This window comes from Luteococcus peritonei (genome assembly GCF_039526385.1).
GTDB lineage: Bacteria > Actinomycetota > Actinomycetes > Propionibacteriales > Propionibacteriaceae > Luteococcus > Luteococcus peritonei.
In genome coordinates this window covers 18,605-36,188 of the sequence record NZ_BAAAIX010000026.1, presented here as the reverse complement: position 1 = coordinate 36,188, position 17,584 = coordinate 18,605, and the positions used below count along the sequence as shown (strand labels likewise).

The window sequence follows — 17,584 nt, the reverse complement described above, 5'->3', positions numbered from 1 at the left end:
GCACCCGGCGCGTCAGCCCAGCAGCTGCTGGCTGGTGACCACGCGGATCTGCGGGGCGTAGAGGCCCATCACATGCAGGGCCGCAGCCTGGTTCTCGTCGCTGGACCCGGCGCAGGCGTCGGAGACCACGGTGACGGTGCAGCCCGCGTCGGCCGCCGCGAGCGCGGTGGAGATGACGCAGCAGTCGGTGGCCACGCCGGCCAGCACCAGGTGCGGGTGCTCCCCGGTGACCTCGGCCAGCTGCGGGCCCCACTTGCCGAAGGTGGACACGTCCACCGTGGGTCGGTCGGCCAGGTCGGTGGCGGTGGGCACCAGCTCGAAGACCGGGTCCTCGTCGGGCCGGTCGGCGAAGCTCCACGTGGCGAAGTAGTCCGCCCAGGAGCCGCGACGGTCGGTGCCCGGCAGCCAGCGGGTGAGCACCACCCGCTCGTCGAAGTGGGCGGCCAGCCGCGCCACCACGGGCGCGGTCTCGGCGAAGCGCGGGGCGCACCACTCGCTGGCCGGGTCGGCGAAGATCCGCTGGTGGTCGATCACCACCAGCCAGGCGTGCTCGCGGATCGCGTCGAGGCTCCCGCTCATGCCCGGCCCCCGTCCACCAGGCTGGTCGCCGCGTCGGTGGCGTAGTCGCCGGTCTCCTGGCGACGTACCGTGCCGCGGTTCGCCACCAGGTGGCCACCGAATCCGATCAGCAGCGAGACGATGACGCCCAGGTTGGCCCAGGGCCAGGTGCCCTCCCAGCCCTCGGGTCCGCGATGGCCCAGGCCGAGCGGCTCCAGCAGGTAGCCCTGCCAGTCGTTGAAGGAGGCGTCGCTGAACTGGTTGATCACCAGGCCCCAGCCGACCACCGAGGCGATCACCATGAGGGCGATCGAGATCCAGTTGAACTGGCCGTAGCGGCCGCGTCCGTCGAACAGGGCCAGCTCGTCGTAGGGGCGACGACGCAGCAGGATGTCGGCGATCATGATGCCGGCCCAGGCCGCCAGCGGCACGCCCAGGGTGACCAGGAAGGACTGGAAGGGGCCCAGGAAGTTCTTGGCGAAGAAGACCACGTAGATGGTGGCCAGCGTGAGGATGGTGCCGTCGATGGCGGCGGCCGCGGGGCGGGGGATGTCGATGCCCAGGCTGAGCAGGGTCAGGCCGGAGGAGTAGATGCCCAGCACGGCGCCGGAGATCAGGGTCAGCACGGCCACCAGCAGGAAGGGCAGCAGCGCCCAGGTGGGCAGGATGCTGGACAGGGCGCCGATCGGGTCGCCCTGGATGGCGCCCATCAGGTCCTCGTCGGAGTAGGCCAGCAGCAGGCCGAAGACCACCAGGAGCATCGGGGCCACCGAGCCACCGAAGGTGTTCCAGAAGACGATCGAACCGTTGCTGGCGTCGCGGTGCTGGTAGCGAGACCAGTCCGCGGCGATGTTGATCCAGCCCAGCCCGAAGCCGGTCATCACCATCACAAGGGCACCGATGCAGGAGGCCAGCGAGCCCGAGGGCATCGAGCTGACCGTGGCCCAGTCGATGTGGCTGATGGTGAGCGCCATGAAACCGATGGTGAAGGCGCCGGTGATCCAGGTCAGGATCGACTGCAGCTTCATGATGGTGTGGTAGCCCAGCACCGAGGCCACCACGATGATGGCCGCGATCACCACGCAGGCGATGATCTTCGTGGTGGTGCCGTGGCTCCAGCCCAGCCGGTCGAAGACCGTGGCGGTGGCCAGGGTGGCGGTGATGGTGAGGCTGGTCTCCCAGCCGATCGAGGTGAGCCAGCTGATCAGGCCGGGCACCTTCTGCCCCTGCACGCCGAAGGCGGCCCGGGAGAGCACCATGGTGGGCACCGAGCCCCGCTTGCCGGCGATGGCGATGATGCCGCACAGCATGAAGCTGGTCACGATGCCCAGCAGCGCCACCACGGTGGCCTGCCAGAAGGAGATCGAGAAGCCGAACAGGTAGGAGCCGTAGCTCATGCCGAAGACCGAGACATTGGCCGCGAACCAGGGCCAGAACAGGTCCGAGGGCTTCGCGGTGCGCTGGCTGTCGGGGACGACGTCGATGCCCTGCAGCTCGACGAGGGTGCGGGAGGAGGCCTCGGCTGCGGCCTGCGGTGTGGTCGACATGGGCCACATCATGGCATCGGGGCCCGGGGTGGTGGCGCAGGCCGGGCTGTGCCGAGGCCGAACCCTCAGCCCGGGGGATCAGCGCTGGGCGGTCACCGGCGGCTCGGCGGACCAGGGGAAGACGATCCACTGGTCGGTGTGGGCCCAGACGTAGTCGGGCTGCACCACGGTGGTGGGCTTGGCGTAGAGCACAACGCTGCGCACCTCGGCACCGAAGCCCTGCAGCAGCTCGATCACCAGCGCCAGGGTGCGGCCCGAGTCGGCCACGTCGTCCACCACCAGCACCCGCTTGCCCTTGATCGAGTCGGTGTCGAGCATCGGGGCGAGCAGCACCGGGTCGGGCAGGGTCTCGTGCACGTCGGTGTAGAACTCGACGTTGATGGCGTCGGTGAGCTTGGTGCCCATGGCGTAGGTGAGGGCGCCGCCCGGCAGCATGCCGCCACGGGCCACGGCGATCACGATCTCCGGCTCGAAGCCGGAGTCCACCACCTGCTGCGCGAGCTCCCGGCTGGCGTCACCGAAGCCCTGCCAGGTGAGGATTTCCTTGTCGACGAGTTCGCTGGAGTCCGCGTGGTAGGCATTCATGCAGCCACCCTATGGGACGACGGCCCCGGCACGCCCCCTGGGCTCAGAGCACCAGCTCGACGAAGACGGCATCGAGCCAGCGGTCGAACTTGCGGCCCACCTGGTGCAGCCGACCCGCCTCGACGAAGCCGAGCCGCTCGTGGAAGCTGACCGAGGCCTCGTTGTCCGCGTCCAGCACCCCCACCATGACGTGCATCCCGTCGCCGCGAGCGCGGTCCACCAGGGCAGTCATCAGCATCCGCCCGATGCCGGCCGCCCGGGCGCCCTCGGCCACGTAGACGCTGTGCTCCACGGTCCGGGCATAGCCGGCCTTGTCCCGGAAGCTGCCGTAGGCGGCGAAGCCCAGCACCTGGCCGTCGACCTCGGCCACCAGCACCGGATGGCCCTGGGCGCTCTTGTGCTGCCACCAGGCGCGTCGTTCGTCGACGGTGACCGGGTCCAGGTCGTAGCTGGCGGTGGTCCCCACGCCGGCCTCGTTGTAGATGGTGGTGATCCGCTCCAGGTCGCGCTCGGCCGCCGGCCTGATGGTGGGGGTGGGCATGCCTTCAGCGTAATCATCCGCGGCGGACTTCGGGGCCCTCGTCCAGCCCAGCTACTGTTCGCTTGCCAGCCCTGCGTGCCACCGCCCGCGCCCGCCCGATCGGAGCCCTGAGATGACACAGCCGTCACCGTCCGCCGTGCCCACCCGTGCGGAGCGCCTGGAGCGCCTGCCCTTCAACCGCGAGCACGGCCGGCTGCTGGTGGGCTCGGGCATCGGCTGGGCGCTGGACGCCATGGACGTGGGCCTGATCAGCTTCGTGATGGCGGCGCTGAGCGCGCAGTGGCAGCTGAGCCTGACCCAGACCAGCTGGATCGGCTCCATCGGCTTCGTCGGGATGGCGCTGGGCGCCTCCCTGGGCGGACTGCTGGCCGACCGGATCGGCCGGCGCCAGGTCTTCGCCGCCACCCTGCTCCTCTACGGCCTCGCCACCGGCGCCTCCGCCCTGGCGGGCAGCGTGGCGGTGCTGATGGTGCTGCGCTTCGTGGTGGGCCTGGGGCTGGGCGCCGAGCTGCCGGTGGCCTCGACCCTGGTCAGTGAGTTCGCGCCGCGCGCGATCCGCGGCCGGATGGTGGTGGCGCTGGAGGCCTTCTGGGCCCTGGGCTGGCTGCTGGCCGCCCTGCTGGCCTTCCTGGTGATCCCGCACAGCGAGAACGGCTGGCGGTGGGCGCTGGCGGTGGGCATCGTCCCCACCCTCTACGCCGCCGTGGTGCGCTGGAAGCTGCCGGAGTCCGTGCGCTTCCTGGAGGCCCGCGGCCGCCACGCCGAGGCGGAGGCCGCGGTGCGTGCCTTCGAGGAGCCCTCCGGCATCGCGCCGCCCGAGCACCTGCCGGCAGAGCAGGAGGGCCGGGTGGTCGCCGACGCCGACCCCGAGACCATCTGGTCGCCCAGGATGCGGGGCCGCACCGTCGCCCTGTGGCTGGTCTGGTTCGGGATCAACCTGTCGTACTACGGGGCCTTCATCTGGATCCCCTCGCTGCTGGTCAAGAGCGGATTCAGCATGGTCAAGAGCTTCGAGTGGACGCTCATCATGACGCTGGCCCAGGTGCCCGGCTATGCCGTGGCGGCCTGGCTGGTGGAGGTCTGGGGCCGACGCGCCACGCTGGCCACCTTCCTGTTCGGCTCGGCGGTGGCGGCGCTGGCCTACGGCCAGGCAGGCACACCGGCCCTGGTGCTGGCGGCCGGCTGCATGCTCAGCTTCTTCAACCTGGGTGCCTGGGGTGCGCTCTATGCCATCGGCCCGGAGATCTATCCCACCTCGATCCGCGGCACCGGCACCGGTGCGGCGGCCGCCTTCGGGCGGATCGCGTCGATCATCGCCCCCTTGCTGGTGCCGGTACTGGTCACCCGTGGCGGCAACCAGCTGGCCTTCGCGGTCTTCTCGGCGGCCTTCGCGCTCGCGGCTGCGGCGGCCTTCGCGCTGCCGGAGATGCGCCGCGCCAGCATGGAGTCCGCATGATTCACGCCGTTCGTGGGAAATTTCTCACCGGTGTGCAGCATTTGCACGTTCACAAGGTGTAATAATGACCAGCACCCCCGAGGACGAGGAAGACCCATGGCAGAGGCAACCCGCGTGCCCGACGAGACTCCGGGAACCGGCGCCACCCATGGCGGCCGGGGGAGCCTGAGCGCCCAGCGGGCCCGCCACCAGAAGATCGCGGAGGCCGTGATCAAGCGGGGTGCCATGAGCGTCGAGGCGCTGGCCTCCTCTGCCGGCGTCAGCCTGATGACCATCTACCGCGATGTGGCAGCTCTGGAGGAGGCCGGCATCGTGCAGCGCCAGCGGGGCCAGGTGCTGGCGGTGGCCAGCAGCCTGCAGGAGGCCTCGGCCGGCTTCCGACTGGAGCAGAATGCCCCGGTCAAGCAGGCGATGGCCGAGGTCCTCGCGCCACTGGTGCAGCCCGGCAGCTCGGTCATGCTGGACGACTCCACCTCGGGTGTCTGGCTGCTGCGGGCGCTGGAGAACGTCAGCCCGCTGACCGTGGTGACGAATTCGCTGCTGGCGGCCCAGGAACTGGAGCGACGCGACGACGTGCGGCTGTTCGTACTGGGCGGGGAGTACCAGCCGTGGGCGCAGTCCATGATGGGGCCCAGCACGGTGGCCGCCATCGAGGCGATGCACGCCGACTTCTGCGTGGTCTCGGCCTCCGGCATCGTCGACGGCCACTGCATGCACCCCTACGAGGACGTGGTCGAGGTGAAGAAGGCCATGATGCGTGCGGCCAGCACGAAGGTGCTGGTGATCGACCACAGCAAGTTCGCGCGGCGGGCGCTGCACGCCTTCGCCGCGCTCACCGACTTCGATGTGGTGGTGGTGGATGCCGCCACGCCCCGGGCGACGCGCGAGGCGCTGGCGGCGGAGGGTGTGCAGGTGCTGGTCGCCAGCCTGTGAAATTTCCCAAATCCACTGCACGTCTGTCCGCCACCCGGCGTGGATGCCTAGGCTGAGCCGCAGCGGGATGGCCGCTGCGGAAAGTTCACACAAATCATGGTGCTTTGCGCATGGTCGATGGTAGTTTTCCGGTGTGCGGTGTCTGCCGCTCGCCTGACGAGCAGTGTTGCTGGAAGGAACAATCCATGGGATATCGAGTCGCGGTCGGCGCAGACATCGCCGGCGTCGAGTACAAGGACCTGATCAAGTCGGATCTCGCGGCGGACGAGCGCATCGACGAGGTGATCGACTGCGGCGTCGCGGCCGGTGAGGACGTCGACTACCCCCATGTCGGGGTCAAGGTGGCCAAGCTGGTGGCCGACGGCAGCGTGGACCGCGCCGTGCTGGTCTGCGGCACCGGGATGGGCATGGCCATCAGCGCCAACAAGGTGCCCGGCGTGCGCGCCTGCACCGCCCACGACTCCTTCAGCGTGGAACGCCTGGTGCTCAGCAATGACGCCCAGGTGCTCTGCCTGGGCCAGCGGGTGATCGGCCCCTTCCTGGCCCGTCGCCTGGCCAAGGAGTTCTTCGGCTACGACTTCGACCCCAGCAGCAGCTCCGCCCCCAAGGTGGCTGCCATCTCCTCCTACGAGGCCGAGCTCGGCGGTACCCCCGACGACGCTCCCGCCTCCTGCTGACCTGCCCCCACCACACCTTCCCCAGCTCGATCAGCGGGGGAACCACACCGCCGCACCGTTGCGGCATCACCACTAAGGAACACTGATGTTCACTGCATCACTCGGCATCTTCCTGTTCGGCCTGCTGGCCGCACTGGCAGGTGGCTACGTCGGCGCCGCCATCGGCGGCAACTTCGCCTTCGTCCTCACCGGTTTCTGCGTCCTGTTCTCCTGGGGCATCTTCGCGGGCACCGGTTCCACCATCGGCTTCGACTACGTGGCCTTCGGCCCCTTCGCAGGCCCCTACGTGATGTTCGCCGGCGGCGTCGCGGGTGCCGCCTATGCCTGGAAGAAGGGCTACTTGGAGTCCGCCAAGGACATCAACGCCCCGCTGGCCGGCCTGGGCCGCCAGGACGTCCTGATCGTGGGCGCCCTGTTCGGTCTGTTCGGCTACCTCTTCCAGATCGCCGTCAGCTACATCCCGTGGTTCGGCAAGCACACCGACTCCGTGGCCCTCACCGTTGTCACCTCCGCGCTCATCGTGCGGCTGCTCTTCGGCTCCAAGACCGGCTCCGGCTCCATCCTGAACTCGGAGAAGTACAACAAGGGTGCCTCCGGCTTCATGGGCAGGATCGCCCCGAACCCCGAGAGCCAGTGGCTGCCCTGGCAGGAGAAGTGGGGCTACCTGGTGGGCCTGGGTGCCTTCTTCGGTGCACTGGCCGCCGGCGTCTCGATCATGATCGCCCACTTCGTCAAGGGGGCCGCTCCGCTGGCCAACAGCTTCCCCTTCGCCATCTCGGCCATCATCATCCTGTTCCTGATCATGGGCTTCAACATGCCGGTGCAGCACCACATCACCAACATCGGCGGCCTCGCCGGCGTGATGTTCCTGCCCGTCCTCGCCGGCTCCAGCTTCGACTGGAACGGCACCTGGGGCTCCCATGAGTGGACCCTGGCCGCCCTGTCCATCCTGATCGGCGCCCTCTTCGGCATCCTGTCCGGCTGGCTTTGCGAGTTCTTCGCCCGGGTCTGGTACGACCGCGGCACCACCCACGTCGATCCTCCGGCCTCGGCCATCTGGATCATGAACACCGTCGTGGTCGGCCTGGCCGCCCTGCTCGCCTGACCCTCAGCACCACCACAGGAGTACCGGGATGTCCCACGACGTGATCGTCAATCCGACCGAGCTGCACGACGCCTATGTCTTCGACATGGACGGCACCATCTACCTGGGCGACCACCTGCTGCCCGGGGCGGCCCGGATGATCAACGAGCTGCGTCGTCGGGACATCCCGGTGCGCTTCCTATCCAACAACCCCACCAAGGACCCCGAGCAGTACGCCGTCAAGCTGGCGAAGCTCGGCCTGCCCACCGACGTCGCGGACATCGCGAACACGGTGGTCACCACCACCCGTTGGCTCAAGGCCAACCACCCCGAGGCGGTGCTCTTCCCGATCGCGGAGAAGCCGCTGTGCAATGCGCTGCGCGAGGCGGGCTTCACCCTCAGCGAGAACCCGGAGGAGATCGACATCGTCATCGCCTCCTATGACCGCAGCTTTGACTACCGCAAGCTCCAGATCGCCTTCGACGCCATCTGGTTCCACAAGCGGGCCTTCCTGATCCAGACCAATCCCGACCGCTTCTGCCCCTTCCCGGGCGGGCGAGGGGAGCCCGACTGCGCGGCCATCACCGCCGCGATCGAGGCCTGCACGAACACCACCTGCCAGGTCAGCCTGGGCAAGCCCTCTCCGGTGATGCTCACCGAGTCCCTCGCGGGCCTCGACGTCGAGGTCACCAACTGCGTGATGGTGGGCGACCGGCTGCAGACCGACATCCAGATGGCGTTGGACACCGACATGCGCTCCGCGCTGGTGCTGACCGGTGAGGCGACCGCCGAGGACGTGCGGGCGCTGTCCACCGAGCACCTGCCCACCTACGTGCTGGACCGCATCGACCGGCTGCTGCCGCAGTCGGTCTGGGACGAGCTCGGCTGGACCGAGCAGAACGACCCCGACACCCACTGACGAGCCCCGTCAGCAGACGCATCCGAGGCCCGGCGCCGCCGGCCCGGCAACAACACCACACCGAAGACCCGGAGACCGGCCCACCCGGGTCGGCTCCGCCATACCCTCACACCCGATCCAGGGCGCAGAGCCGCGCCAGGAGGTTCCACCCATGAGCAAGAGCACCGGCCCCTACCTGCTGGGCATCGACTACGGCACCGAGAGCTGCCGCGTGGCCATCTTCGACCTGCAGGGTCGTCCGGTCACCTTCGCGGCCACCGCCTACAAGACCACCCACCCGCGCTCCGGCTGGGCCGAGCAGAGCCCCGAGGACTGGTGGCAGGCGCTGCAGGCCTCCTGCCACAAGGCGATGGCCTCGGCGGGCATCCAGGCCCACGAGATCGCCGGCATCAGCTACGACGCCACCACCATGACCGTGGTGGCCATGAACGACAAGGGCGAGGAGCTGCGCCCCGCGATCATGTGGATGGATGTGCGCGCCACCGAGCAGGCCGCCCGCGCCGAGACCTCCGACTCCGTCGCCCGCCTCTACAACGGTGCCGGCACCGCCCCGGCCACCGCCGAGTGGTACCCCTTCAAGGCTGCCTGGCTCAAGGAGAACGAGCCCGACACCTACCAAGCCGCCACCAAGCTGGTCGATGCCCCCGACTGGATCAACTTCAAGCTCACCGGCGAGTGGACCACCAACATCAACTCGGCCGCGCTGCGGATGTACTACAACCGCGCCCAGGGCGGCTGGCCCACCGACTTCTACGAGACCATCGGCTGCGGCGACGTCTTCGACAAGATCCCCGAGCGGGTGCTCGACCTGGGCACCCCGGTGGCAGGGCTGAGCACCGTCGCCGCCCAGCTGCTCGGCCTGCGCGCCGGCACCCCGGTGGCCCAGGGCCCGGCCGACGCCTGGGCAGGCCAGATCGGGCTGGGCGTGGTCGAGCCCGGCAAGATGGCGCTGATCACCGGCTCCTCGCACGTGCTCACCGGCCAGACCACCAAGGAGATCCACGGCAAGGGCTTCTTCGGCGCCTACACCGACGGCGTGGTCAAGGGCCAGTACACCGTCGAGGGTGGCCAGGTCTCCACCGGCTCGGTGCTGAAGTGGTTCAAGGACAACTTCTGCTCCGACATGGTGGCCGCCGCCGAGGCCACCGGCCTCAACGTCTACGACCTGCTCAATGCCAAGGCCAAGGACATCCCGATCGGCTCCGACGGCCTGATCATCAACGAGTACTTCCAGGGCAACCGCACCCCCTACACCGACTCCAAGGCCCGCGGCATCATCTGGGGCCTGTCGCTGATGCACACCCCGGCGCACATGTACCACGCCATCCAGGAGAGCGTCTGCTACGGCACCGCCCACAACCTGCGCGCCATGCAGTCCGCCGGCTTCGAGGTGAGCGAGATCGTCGCCTGCGGCGGTTCCACCAAGAGCCGCGACTGGATGCAGATGCACTCCGACGTCACCGGCGTGCCGATCACGCTGACCGAGGTGGGCGACGCCGTGGTGCTGGGCTCCTGCATGCTGGCCGCCGTCGGCGCCGGGCTGTACCCGGACATCCAGGAGGCCGCCAAGAACATGGTGCACACCCTGGACCGCCTGGAGCCCGACCAGGCCCGTCACGAGGAGTACAGCTACTACGTCGACAAGTACTGCGACACCTACCCGCAGCTGCAGGAGATGACCCACGACCTGGTGGACCACGAAGCCGCCAGGTGAGCCCCCCACGACCCTTCGAAGAGGAAGCAACCGCAATGAGCAATGACACCAAGTACGTGGTCGGCATCGACTTCGGCACCCTGAGCGGCCGTGCGGCCGTGGTCAGCGTGGCCGACGGCTCCGAGCTGGGCCACGGCGTCAAGGAGTACACCCACCAGGTGATGGACCGTTCGCTGACCGCCGGCGACGACCAGCTGCTGCCCCCGGACTACGCCCTGCAGGTGCCGGCGGACTACATCGAGGTGCTGCAGACCGCGGTGCTCGAGGCCATCGCCAGCTCCGGAGTCGACCCCAGCCAGATCATCGGCCTGGGCATCGACTTCACCTCCGCCACCGTGGTGGCCGCCAAGGCCGACGGCACCCCGCTGTGCGAGCTGGAGGAGTTCAAGAACCACCCGCACGCCTACGTGAAGCTGTGGAAGCACCACGGCGCCCAGGAGCAGGCCGACCGGATCGTCGCGCTGGCCGAGGAGCGCAACGAGGCCTGGCTGGCCCGCTACGGCGGCATCCTGTCCAGCGAGATGCTGATGCCCAAGGTGCTCGAGACCCTGGAGAAGGATCCCGAGGTCTACGCCGCGGCCGACCGCTTCTTCAACGCCCTGGACTGGATCACCTTCCGGATGACCGGCCACGAGGTCTACGCCGCCGGTGACTCCGGCTACAAGCGCAACTACCAGGACGGCAAGTACCCGAGCCGCGAGTACCTGGAGGCCCTCAACCCCGGCTTCGGCGGCGTCTTCTCCGAGAAGATGCCCGGCGAGGTGCTCCCGCTCGGCTCCGAGGCCGGCAAGCTGACCGCAGAGGCGGCCGGCTGGATGGGCCTGCCCGAGGGCATCAGCGTGGCCGTCGGCAACATCGACGCCCATGTCACCGCCGCGGCCGTCCAGGCCGTCGAGGCCGGCCAGATGACCGCCATCATGGGCACCTCCTCCTGCCACATCGTGCTGGGCAACGAGCTCAAGGAGGTGCCGGGCATGTTCGGCGTCGTCGACGGCGGCATCGTCGACGGGCTGTGGGCCTTCGAGTGCGGCCAGACCGCCGTGGGCGACATCTTCGCCTGGTTCGTCAACAACTGCGTCGACCAGCGCTTCCGCGACCAGGCCGACGAGGCCGGCGTCAGCATCCACGACTGGCTGACCCGCCTGGCGGCGGACCAGGAGATCGGCGAGCACGGCCTGGTGGCGCTGGACTGGCACAACGGCAACCGCTCGGTGCTCTCCGATGCCAACCTGTCCGGCCTGATCATCGGCCAGACGCTGACCACCCGCCCGCAGGACACCTACCGCGCCCTGCTGGAGGCCACCGCCTTCGGTGCCCGCACCATCGTGGAGACCTTCGCGAACAACGGCGTCGAGATCTCCGAGATCGTCGCCGCCGGCGGCCTGATCAAGAACAAGTTCCTGATGCAGATGTACGCCGACGTGTGCAAGCTGCCGATCTCGGTGGGGCTGACCACCCAGCCCGGCGCCCTGGGCTCGGCCGTCTTCGCGGCCGTCGCCGCCGGCGCCTACCCCGACGTCAAGGCCGCCACCATGGCGATGGGCCGCAAGGAGGAGAACGCCTACCTGCCCCGTCCCGAGGCCAGCGAGCAGTACGACCGCCTGTTCGCCGAGTACACCAAGCTGCACGACTACTTCGGTCGCGGCGGCAACGAGGTGATGCACACCCTCAAGGACATCCGTCGCGACGCCGCCCGGCGCCACGCCGAGCGCAACGAGGGCAAGTACTCCAAGCCGGACACCACCCAGGAGCAGATCTCCGAGGGCGGCAAGGACTACTACCCGGTGGTCTGATCCCACCGCACCCACCCACGAGTCCCCGTCGAGGAGCAAGCATGCTGGTCCTGGCAGAACTGCCCGCCGCCGTCCAGGAGCAGGTGGCCGCGTGCCGGGCCGAGGTCTCGGCCCTGCACGCGGAGCTCCCGCGATGGGGGCTCGTGGTCTGGACGGCCGGCAATGTCTCCGCCCGGGTCCGGTGCCGTGAGGCCATCGGGACCGATCTGATGGTGATCAAGCCCTCCGGCGTCGGCTACGACGAGCTGGCGCCGGAGCGGATGGTGGTCTGCGACCTCGACGGGAACAAGATCGTCGACGGCACGCCGGACCGCCTCGCCCCCTCCTCCGACACCGCGGCGCACGCCTACGTCTACCGCGAGATGGACGAGGTGGGGGGAGTGGTGCACACCCATTCCACCTATGCGGTGGCCTGGGCCGCCCGGCACGAGCCGATCCCGTGCGTGCTGACCATGATGGCCGACGAGTTCGGCGGCGAGATCCCGGTGGGGCCGGTGGCCGTGATCGGCGACGACTCGATCGGGCGCGGTATCGTCGAGACCCTGCGGGGACACACCTCGCCGGCCGTCCTGATGGCCAACCACGGACCCTTCACCATCGGCCCGGATGCCCGGTTTGCGGTGAAGGCCGCGGTGATGTGCGAGGAGGTGGCGCGGACCGTGCAGATCGCCCGGACCGGCCAGACGCCGGGAAATACCGTGCAACCGCTGGACCCCGCCCTCGTGGCGCGGCTCTACGATCGATACCAGAACGTCTACGGACAACGCTGACGAGAGGCAAGACGTGAACAACACCCTGAACTGGACCGAGCAGGACAAGCGGGCGGTCGACACCGCACGCATCCTCGCCGCCGACGCCGTCGAGAAGGTGGGCAACGGTCACCCCGGTACCGCCATCTCGCTGGCCCCGCTGGCCTACCTGCTCTACGCCAAGGTGATGAAGCTGGACCCCAGCGACAGCCTGTGGCTGGGCCGTGACCGCTTCGTGCTGAGCGCGGGGCACTCCTCGCTCACCCAGTACACCCAGCTCTACCTGGCCGGCTGCGACATGGAGCTGTCCGACCTCGAGGCGCTGCGCACCTGGGGATCCAAGACCCCCGGCCACCCCGAGTACCACCACACCAAGTTCATCGAGGCCACCACCGGTCCGCTGGGCGCCGGCGTCTCGATGGCCGTCGGCATGGCGATGGCGGCCCGCAAGGAGCGCGGCCTGTTCGACCCTGACGCCGCCCCCGGCGAGAGCCCCTTCGACCGCTTCGTCTACACCATCGCCGGCGACGGCTGCATGCAGGAGGGCGTCGCCTCCGAGGCCAGCTCGCTGGCCGCCACCCAGAACCTGGGCAACCTGATCCTGTTCTACGACGACAACCGCATCTCCATCGAGGGCGACACCAAGATCGCCCTCAGCGAGGACGTCGAGGCCCGCTACGCCGCCTACGGCTGGCACACCCAGCACGTCGACTTCACCAACGGCGGCACGAAGTACGAGGAGAAGATCGAGGAGCTGTACGCCGCCATCGAGGCCGCCAAGCAGGTCACCGACAAGCCCTCCTTCATCAAGGTCACCACCGTGATCGGCTGGCCGCTGCCCAACAAGGCCGGCGACCACTCGGTGCACGGCTCCAAGATCGGCGCGGAGGAGATCAGCGCGCTGAAGCAGGAGCTCGGCTTCGAGGACAAGCCCTTCGCCGTCGACCAGGCCGCCGTCGACTTCGCCCGCAAGAATGCCGCCGAGCGCGGCAAGGCCGACCACGAGGCCTGGCAGCAGAAGTTCGACGCCTGGAAGCAGGCCAACCCCGAGCGGGCCGCCCTGCTGGAGCGCGTCGCCGACCGCAAGCTGCCCGAGGGCCTGGAGCTCCCCAGCTTCGAGCCGGGCTCCAAGGCCACCCGCGCCGCCTCCGGCGAGGTGCTCAGCGCCCTGGCCAGCCAGATGCCCGAGCTGTGGGGCGGTTCGGCGGACCTGGCCGGTTCCAACAACACCACCATGAAGGGCGAGCCCTCCTTCCTGCCCACCGAGCGCTCCAGCGAGGAGTTCCAGGGCAACCCCTACGGCCGCACCCTGCACTTCGGCGTGCGTGAGCACGGCATGGGCGGTGTGGTGAACGGCATCACGCTGAGCGGCCTGACCCGCCCCTACGGTGCCACCTTCTTCGTCTTCGCCGACTACATGCGTCCGCCGGTGCGGCTGGCGGCCCTGATGGGCCTGCCCAGCATCTTCGTGTGGACCCATGACTCGGTCGGCGTCGGCGAGGACGGCCCCACCCACCAGCCGATCGAGCACCTGGCCGCCTACCGAGCCATCCCGAACCTGGCGATGGTGCGCCCGGCGGACGCCAACGAGACCAGCTACGCCTGGAAGGGTGCGCTGGAGCACACCGAGAGCCCGACCGGCCTGGTGCTGAGCCGCCAGAACCTGCCCATCGTGGACCGCTCCGAGGGCTCGGGCTTCGCCTCGGCCGAGGGCGTGCTGAAGGGTGCCTACGTGCTCAAGGACGCCTCCGCCGAGCCCCAGCTGATCCTGATCGCCACCGGTTCCGAGGTCGCCCTCGCGGTGGACGCCCAGGCCGAGCTGGAGCAGCAGGGAGTGCCCACCCGCGTCGTGTCCATGCCCTGCCAGGAGTGGTTCGACGAGCAGGACGAGGCCTACCGCGAGTCGGTGCTGCCGAAGTCGGTCACCAAGCGGGTCTCCATCGAGGCCGGCATCGCCCAGGGCTGGAGCAAGTACGTCGGCTTCGACGGCGCCTCGATCTCGATCGAGACCTTCGGTGCCTCCGCCAGCGGCGACGTGATGTTCTCCAAGCTCGGCTTCACCGTCGACAACGTCGTGGCCACCGCCCAGAAGGTGCTCGGCTGAGCACCGTCCCACCGCTCACCGCAGTCTGACGACCAGGGGGCCGCGCACCGGATCATCCGGTGCGCGGCCCCTTCGGGTGCCGGCTGCCGGGTGTGCGCGGCAGGCCGGTCAGGCAAGCAGCGCCGTCGCGTCATCCGACGGCGAGGCGAGGACCGCCACGACGCTGGCCAGGGCCGCAGCAGCATCGGTGCCGTCGGCCAGCACCACCACCTCGTCCCCGTGGTGCACGCCCAGCGCGATGAGGTCGATGACACGCGCCAGGCTGGCGGTCTCGCCGGTGCGGATCCTGGTCAGGAAGACCGAGCTCGAGAAGTCCGCGGCCCGCTCGACGAGCAGTGCGGCGACCTGCGCATGGAGCCCGTGGGGCAGTGCCACGGTCAGCTGCTGGTGCCTCATCGCACGGCTCCGGAGGTCGGGGGCTGGACAGCCACACACTACCCAGAGCAGCCCCGGGCCGTCATCGTCCGGAGTGTTGCGAGAGCCGCGGCAATCCTCCGGTCCAATGGGGCGCGACGTGGCGGGGTGACGGCGAATAGGTTCGACAGCACCGCACCAATGGAGGGAGGGGACATGCAGCGACCAGCACGCATCCTGCGTGAGCTGGAGACCAGCCTGTCGGTCACGCCCGAGGCGCTCGCCCGGGCGATGGACGTCGGTCAGCGCACCGTCGCCTCCGAGGTGGCCTCCCTCAACGCACTGCTGCAGGAGGCCGCGCAGATCCGGCTGTCCGGCGGTCGCTACCGGATGCGTGTCTTCAACACCGAGGACTACGAGCAGCTGCGCCAGCAGGTGCTGCGAGAGCACGAGTCCTTCAACGATCCCGGACACCGCTCGGCCTTCGTGCTGGCGACTCTGGCGCGCTCCTCGACGCCCGTGCTGATCGAGAGCCTGGCGCACGCCATGACCGTCGGGCGCACGACCGCCGCGGCCGATGTCGCCCACCTGCGGCGCCTGCTGGCCCCCGGAGGCGCCCGGATCGTGGGGCGGCCCAACAGCGGCCTGCAGCTGGCGGGCGACGAGCTCGCCGTGCGGATGGCGATCCTGGAGATCGGCTACGAGGCGGCCCACGGCCCGGTGACGCTGCCGCCACACATCGCCGGCCCCCTGCACGAGGCGTCCTCGGTCCACGGTCTCGACGAGGCGACCCGGCACGAGGTCGGCCGCTGGCTGGTGGTGCAGCAGGACCGCCTGGCCTGCCGGGCCGAGCTCCGGGAGCTTCCCGAGAGCCATGCCGCCCTGGTCGGTTCGCCCGCACACCGCTTCGCCCTGACCCTCGCCGCGAGGCTCGCGGACGCCTCGGGCACGCAGCTCTCCGAGCCGGAGGTGCTCTACCTGGCCCTGCCGGTGGCCGGGCGACGCAGCGCCGCCTGGGCCGTGGACGGGGGACTGGCACCGGACATCACGGCGCTGGTCGAGCTGATCCTGCTCCGTGTCCGCGAGGTCCTGGACGTCAGCCTCACGCCCGGGGAACTGGCCGACGAGTTCGCCACGCACGTGCAGTTCATGCTGAACCGGATGCGCTACGGCCTGCGTCCGGAGCCGGTCGGTGACCTGGCACAGGTGCGCGAGCACTTCCCGCTGGCGCACCGGATGGCGGAGGTGGCCCGTGAGGTGGTGCTGGAACGCACCGGCATGCGGATGGACGAGACCGAGACGCGGCTGGTGGCCACCTACTTCCAGGTCTTCCTGAACGACCGGTCGTCGCACCCGAACCGCCCCTTCCGGGTCGGCATCCACTCCACCCGGGGGCCGGCCGGCGCCAGCCTGCTGCGCTCCCAGCTGTCCAAGGCCCTGTCCCTGCCCACGGAGTACGTGATCCTCACCGACCCGGGCAGCGCCGAGGAGGCCGCACTCGACATGGTGGTGGTGAGCCCGGACGCAGGCGTGGAGACCAGCCTTCCGACGTTGGAACTCAGCGAATTCTTCGACCGCCACGAGCTGGTGGCCAAGCTGTCGCGGATGGTCTTCGACGACTTCGGCCCCTTGGCGGTGCACGACCCCGACGGGTCGATGCTCAGCTACCTGCTGGACGACCAGCGCGTGGTGCGCCTGCCGCAGGGCTGCGACTACGCCGAGGGAACGCGCTTGCTGCTGGCCCGGCTGGGCGACCTGGGCCTGCTGGCGCCGGAGGTGGCCGAGGAGGTGCGTCCGGCCCTCGGGGGCGAAGCCGTCATGATCGGCGGCCGACTGGCCTTTCCCCACGCCAGCTCACCGCAGCTGCGCGACGTCGTCTGCGCGCTCGGCCTGGTCAGCGGGGCCACCGGCCCGGAAGAACTGGGCGCCATGTTCCTGATGCTCGTCCCCGCCAAGGCCGGCTACGACGACCGCATCCTGATCCGCACCTACGAGGAACTGATCCGACTCGGCACCGATGCCGAGCTGATCTCCCGCCTGTTGACCGTCACCACCTATCCCGCGCTGCTCTCCGTCCTGGACGAGATGCGCCACACCAATCCCGGGAGCTGACCCATGTTCTGGCCCATCCTGATCGCCTTCGGCCTCGTCTACGCCCTGCAGACCGCGCTGGCCCTGCGCCAGGCCACCAACTACACGCGTCACTACGGTGCGATGCGGCGCAAGGGACGCGTGGCGATCGGCAAGCAGAAGAACCTCGTGGCCAATGGCGCCATCGTGATGTTCCTGCTCGATGCCGACGACGTGGTGGTCGAGGCCGTCCGGCTCAGCGGCGTCACCGTCTTCTCCCGCTTCCGTGCCTTCGACACCTTCGTGGGCCAGCGCATCGTCGACATCGACGCCCACAGCCACCGCGAGCTCAACAAGAGCCTGCGCGCTGCCGTCGCGAATGCCCGCGACAACTTCCTGTTCGTCTCGGAGGGTCGCATTCCCCCCGAGCCCCCGGGGCCCGTCACCCAGCTGTTCAGCCGCTTCGGCCGACGCCAGCAGGCCCTGGTCTGATCTCCACC

General features: G+C 69.5%; 16 protein-coding genes. 11 read left to right on the top strand and 5 right to left on the bottom strand.

From position 1 onward, the window contains the following. Positions 1-12: 12 nt before the first annotated feature. From ABD073_RS09990 to ABD073_RS09975, 4 genes are all read right to left on the bottom strand, one after another. Entirely contained in the window at positions 13-579 is a 567-nt protein-coding gene (locus ABD073_RS09990; RefSeq protein ID WP_343874205.1) for a cysteine hydrolase family protein, read from the bottom strand. Next, a complete protein-coding gene (locus ABD073_RS09985; RefSeq protein WP_343874203.1) occupies positions 576-2,105 on the bottom strand; it encodes a purine-cytosine permease family protein in 1,530 nt (509 codons plus the stop codon). The genes ABD073_RS09990 and ABD073_RS09985 overlap by 4 nt, the downstream gene beginning before the upstream one ends. Positions 2,106-2,183: 78 nt before the next feature. After that, positions 2,184-2,690 (bottom strand): phosphoribosyltransferase, encoded by a 507-nt coding sequence (locus tag ABD073_RS09980; RefSeq protein WP_343874201.1) that lies wholly within the window; start codon positions 2,688-2,690, stop codon positions 2,184-2,186. A gap of 43 nt (positions 2,691-2,733) precedes the next feature. Then, positions 2,734-3,231 (bottom strand): GNAT family N-acetyltransferase, encoded by a 498-nt coding sequence (locus ABD073_RS09975; RefSeq protein WP_343874199.1) that lies wholly within the window; start codon positions 3,229-3,231, stop codon positions 2,734-2,736. Positions 3,232-3,343: 112 nt separating this feature from the next. Between ABD073_RS09975 and ABD073_RS09970 the strand changes: the two genes are divergently transcribed. From ABD073_RS09970 to tkt, 9 genes are all read left to right on the top strand, one after another. After that, positions 3,344-4,687, top strand: coding sequence for an MFS transporter (locus ABD073_RS09970; RefSeq protein WP_343874197.1), 1,344 nt, complete (start codon positions 3,344-3,346; stop codon positions 4,685-4,687). A gap of 96 nt (positions 4,688-4,783) precedes the next feature. Further along, entirely contained in the window at positions 4,784-5,620 is an 837-nt protein-coding gene (locus tag ABD073_RS09965) for a DeoR/GlpR family DNA-binding transcription regulator (protein ID WP_343874195.1), read from the top strand. Positions 5,621-5,805: 185 nt separating this feature from the next. After that, the gene (locus ABD073_RS09960; RefSeq protein WP_343874193.1) at positions 5,806-6,297 is read left to right on the top strand and encodes a ribose-5-phosphate isomerase; all 492 of its coding nucleotides are present in this window, start codon (positions 5,806-5,808) and stop codon (positions 6,295-6,297) included. A gap of 85 nt (positions 6,298-6,382) precedes the next feature. After that, entirely contained in the window at positions 6,383-7,402 is a 1,020-nt protein-coding gene (locus tag ABD073_RS09955) for a DUF7973 family transport facilitator (protein WP_343874191.1), read from the top strand. 28 nt (positions 7,403-7,430) lie between these two features. Further along, positions 7,431-8,300 (top strand): HAD-IIA family hydrolase, encoded by an 870-nt coding sequence (locus ABD073_RS09950; protein WP_343874189.1) that lies wholly within the window; start codon positions 7,431-7,433, stop codon positions 8,298-8,300. Positions 8,301-8,451: 151 nt separating this feature from the next. Next, entirely contained in the window at positions 8,452-10,014 is a 1,563-nt protein-coding gene (locus ABD073_RS09945; protein WP_343874188.1) for an FGGY-family carbohydrate kinase, read from the top strand. 35 nt (positions 10,015-10,049) lie between these two features. Next, positions 10,050-11,807: a ribulokinase gene (locus ABD073_RS09940; protein ID WP_343874187.1), complete on the top strand. Its 1,758-nt coding sequence runs from the start codon at positions 10,050-10,052 to the stop codon at positions 11,805-11,807. A gap of 41 nt (positions 11,808-11,848) precedes the next feature. Beyond that, positions 11,849-12,577: an L-ribulose-5-phosphate 4-epimerase gene (locus ABD073_RS09935; protein ID WP_343874185.1), complete on the top strand. Its 729-nt coding sequence runs from the start codon at positions 11,849-11,851 to the stop codon at positions 12,575-12,577. 13 nt (positions 12,578-12,590) lie between these two features. Further along, positions 12,591-14,660: a transketolase gene (tkt, locus tag ABD073_RS09930; protein WP_343874184.1), complete on the top strand. Its 2,070-nt coding sequence runs from the start codon at positions 12,591-12,593 to the stop codon at positions 14,658-14,660. 108 nt (positions 14,661-14,768) lie between these two features. Here the strand turns inward: tkt and ABD073_RS09925 are convergent, their stop codons facing one another. After that, positions 14,769-15,056, bottom strand: coding sequence for an HPr family phosphocarrier protein (locus ABD073_RS09925; RefSeq protein ID WP_343874182.1), 288 nt, complete (start codon positions 15,054-15,056; stop codon positions 14,769-14,771). A gap of 174 nt (positions 15,057-15,230) precedes the next feature. Between ABD073_RS09925 and ABD073_RS09920 the strand changes: the two genes are divergently transcribed. Together ABD073_RS09920 and ABD073_RS09915 are read left to right on the top strand one after the other, a co-directional pair. Beyond that, positions 15,231-17,126, top strand: coding sequence for a BglG family transcription antiterminator (locus ABD073_RS09920; protein ID WP_343874181.1), 1,896 nt, complete (start codon positions 15,231-15,233; stop codon positions 17,124-17,126). A gap of 3 nt (positions 17,127-17,129) precedes the next feature. Then, positions 17,130-17,576 carry a transcriptional regulator GutM gene (locus tag ABD073_RS09915; RefSeq protein WP_343874178.1) on the top strand — a complete coding sequence of 149 codons (447 nt, stop codon included), beginning with the start codon at positions 17,130-17,132 and terminating at the stop codon, positions 17,574-17,576. Positions 17,577-17,584 lie beyond the last annotated feature (8 nt).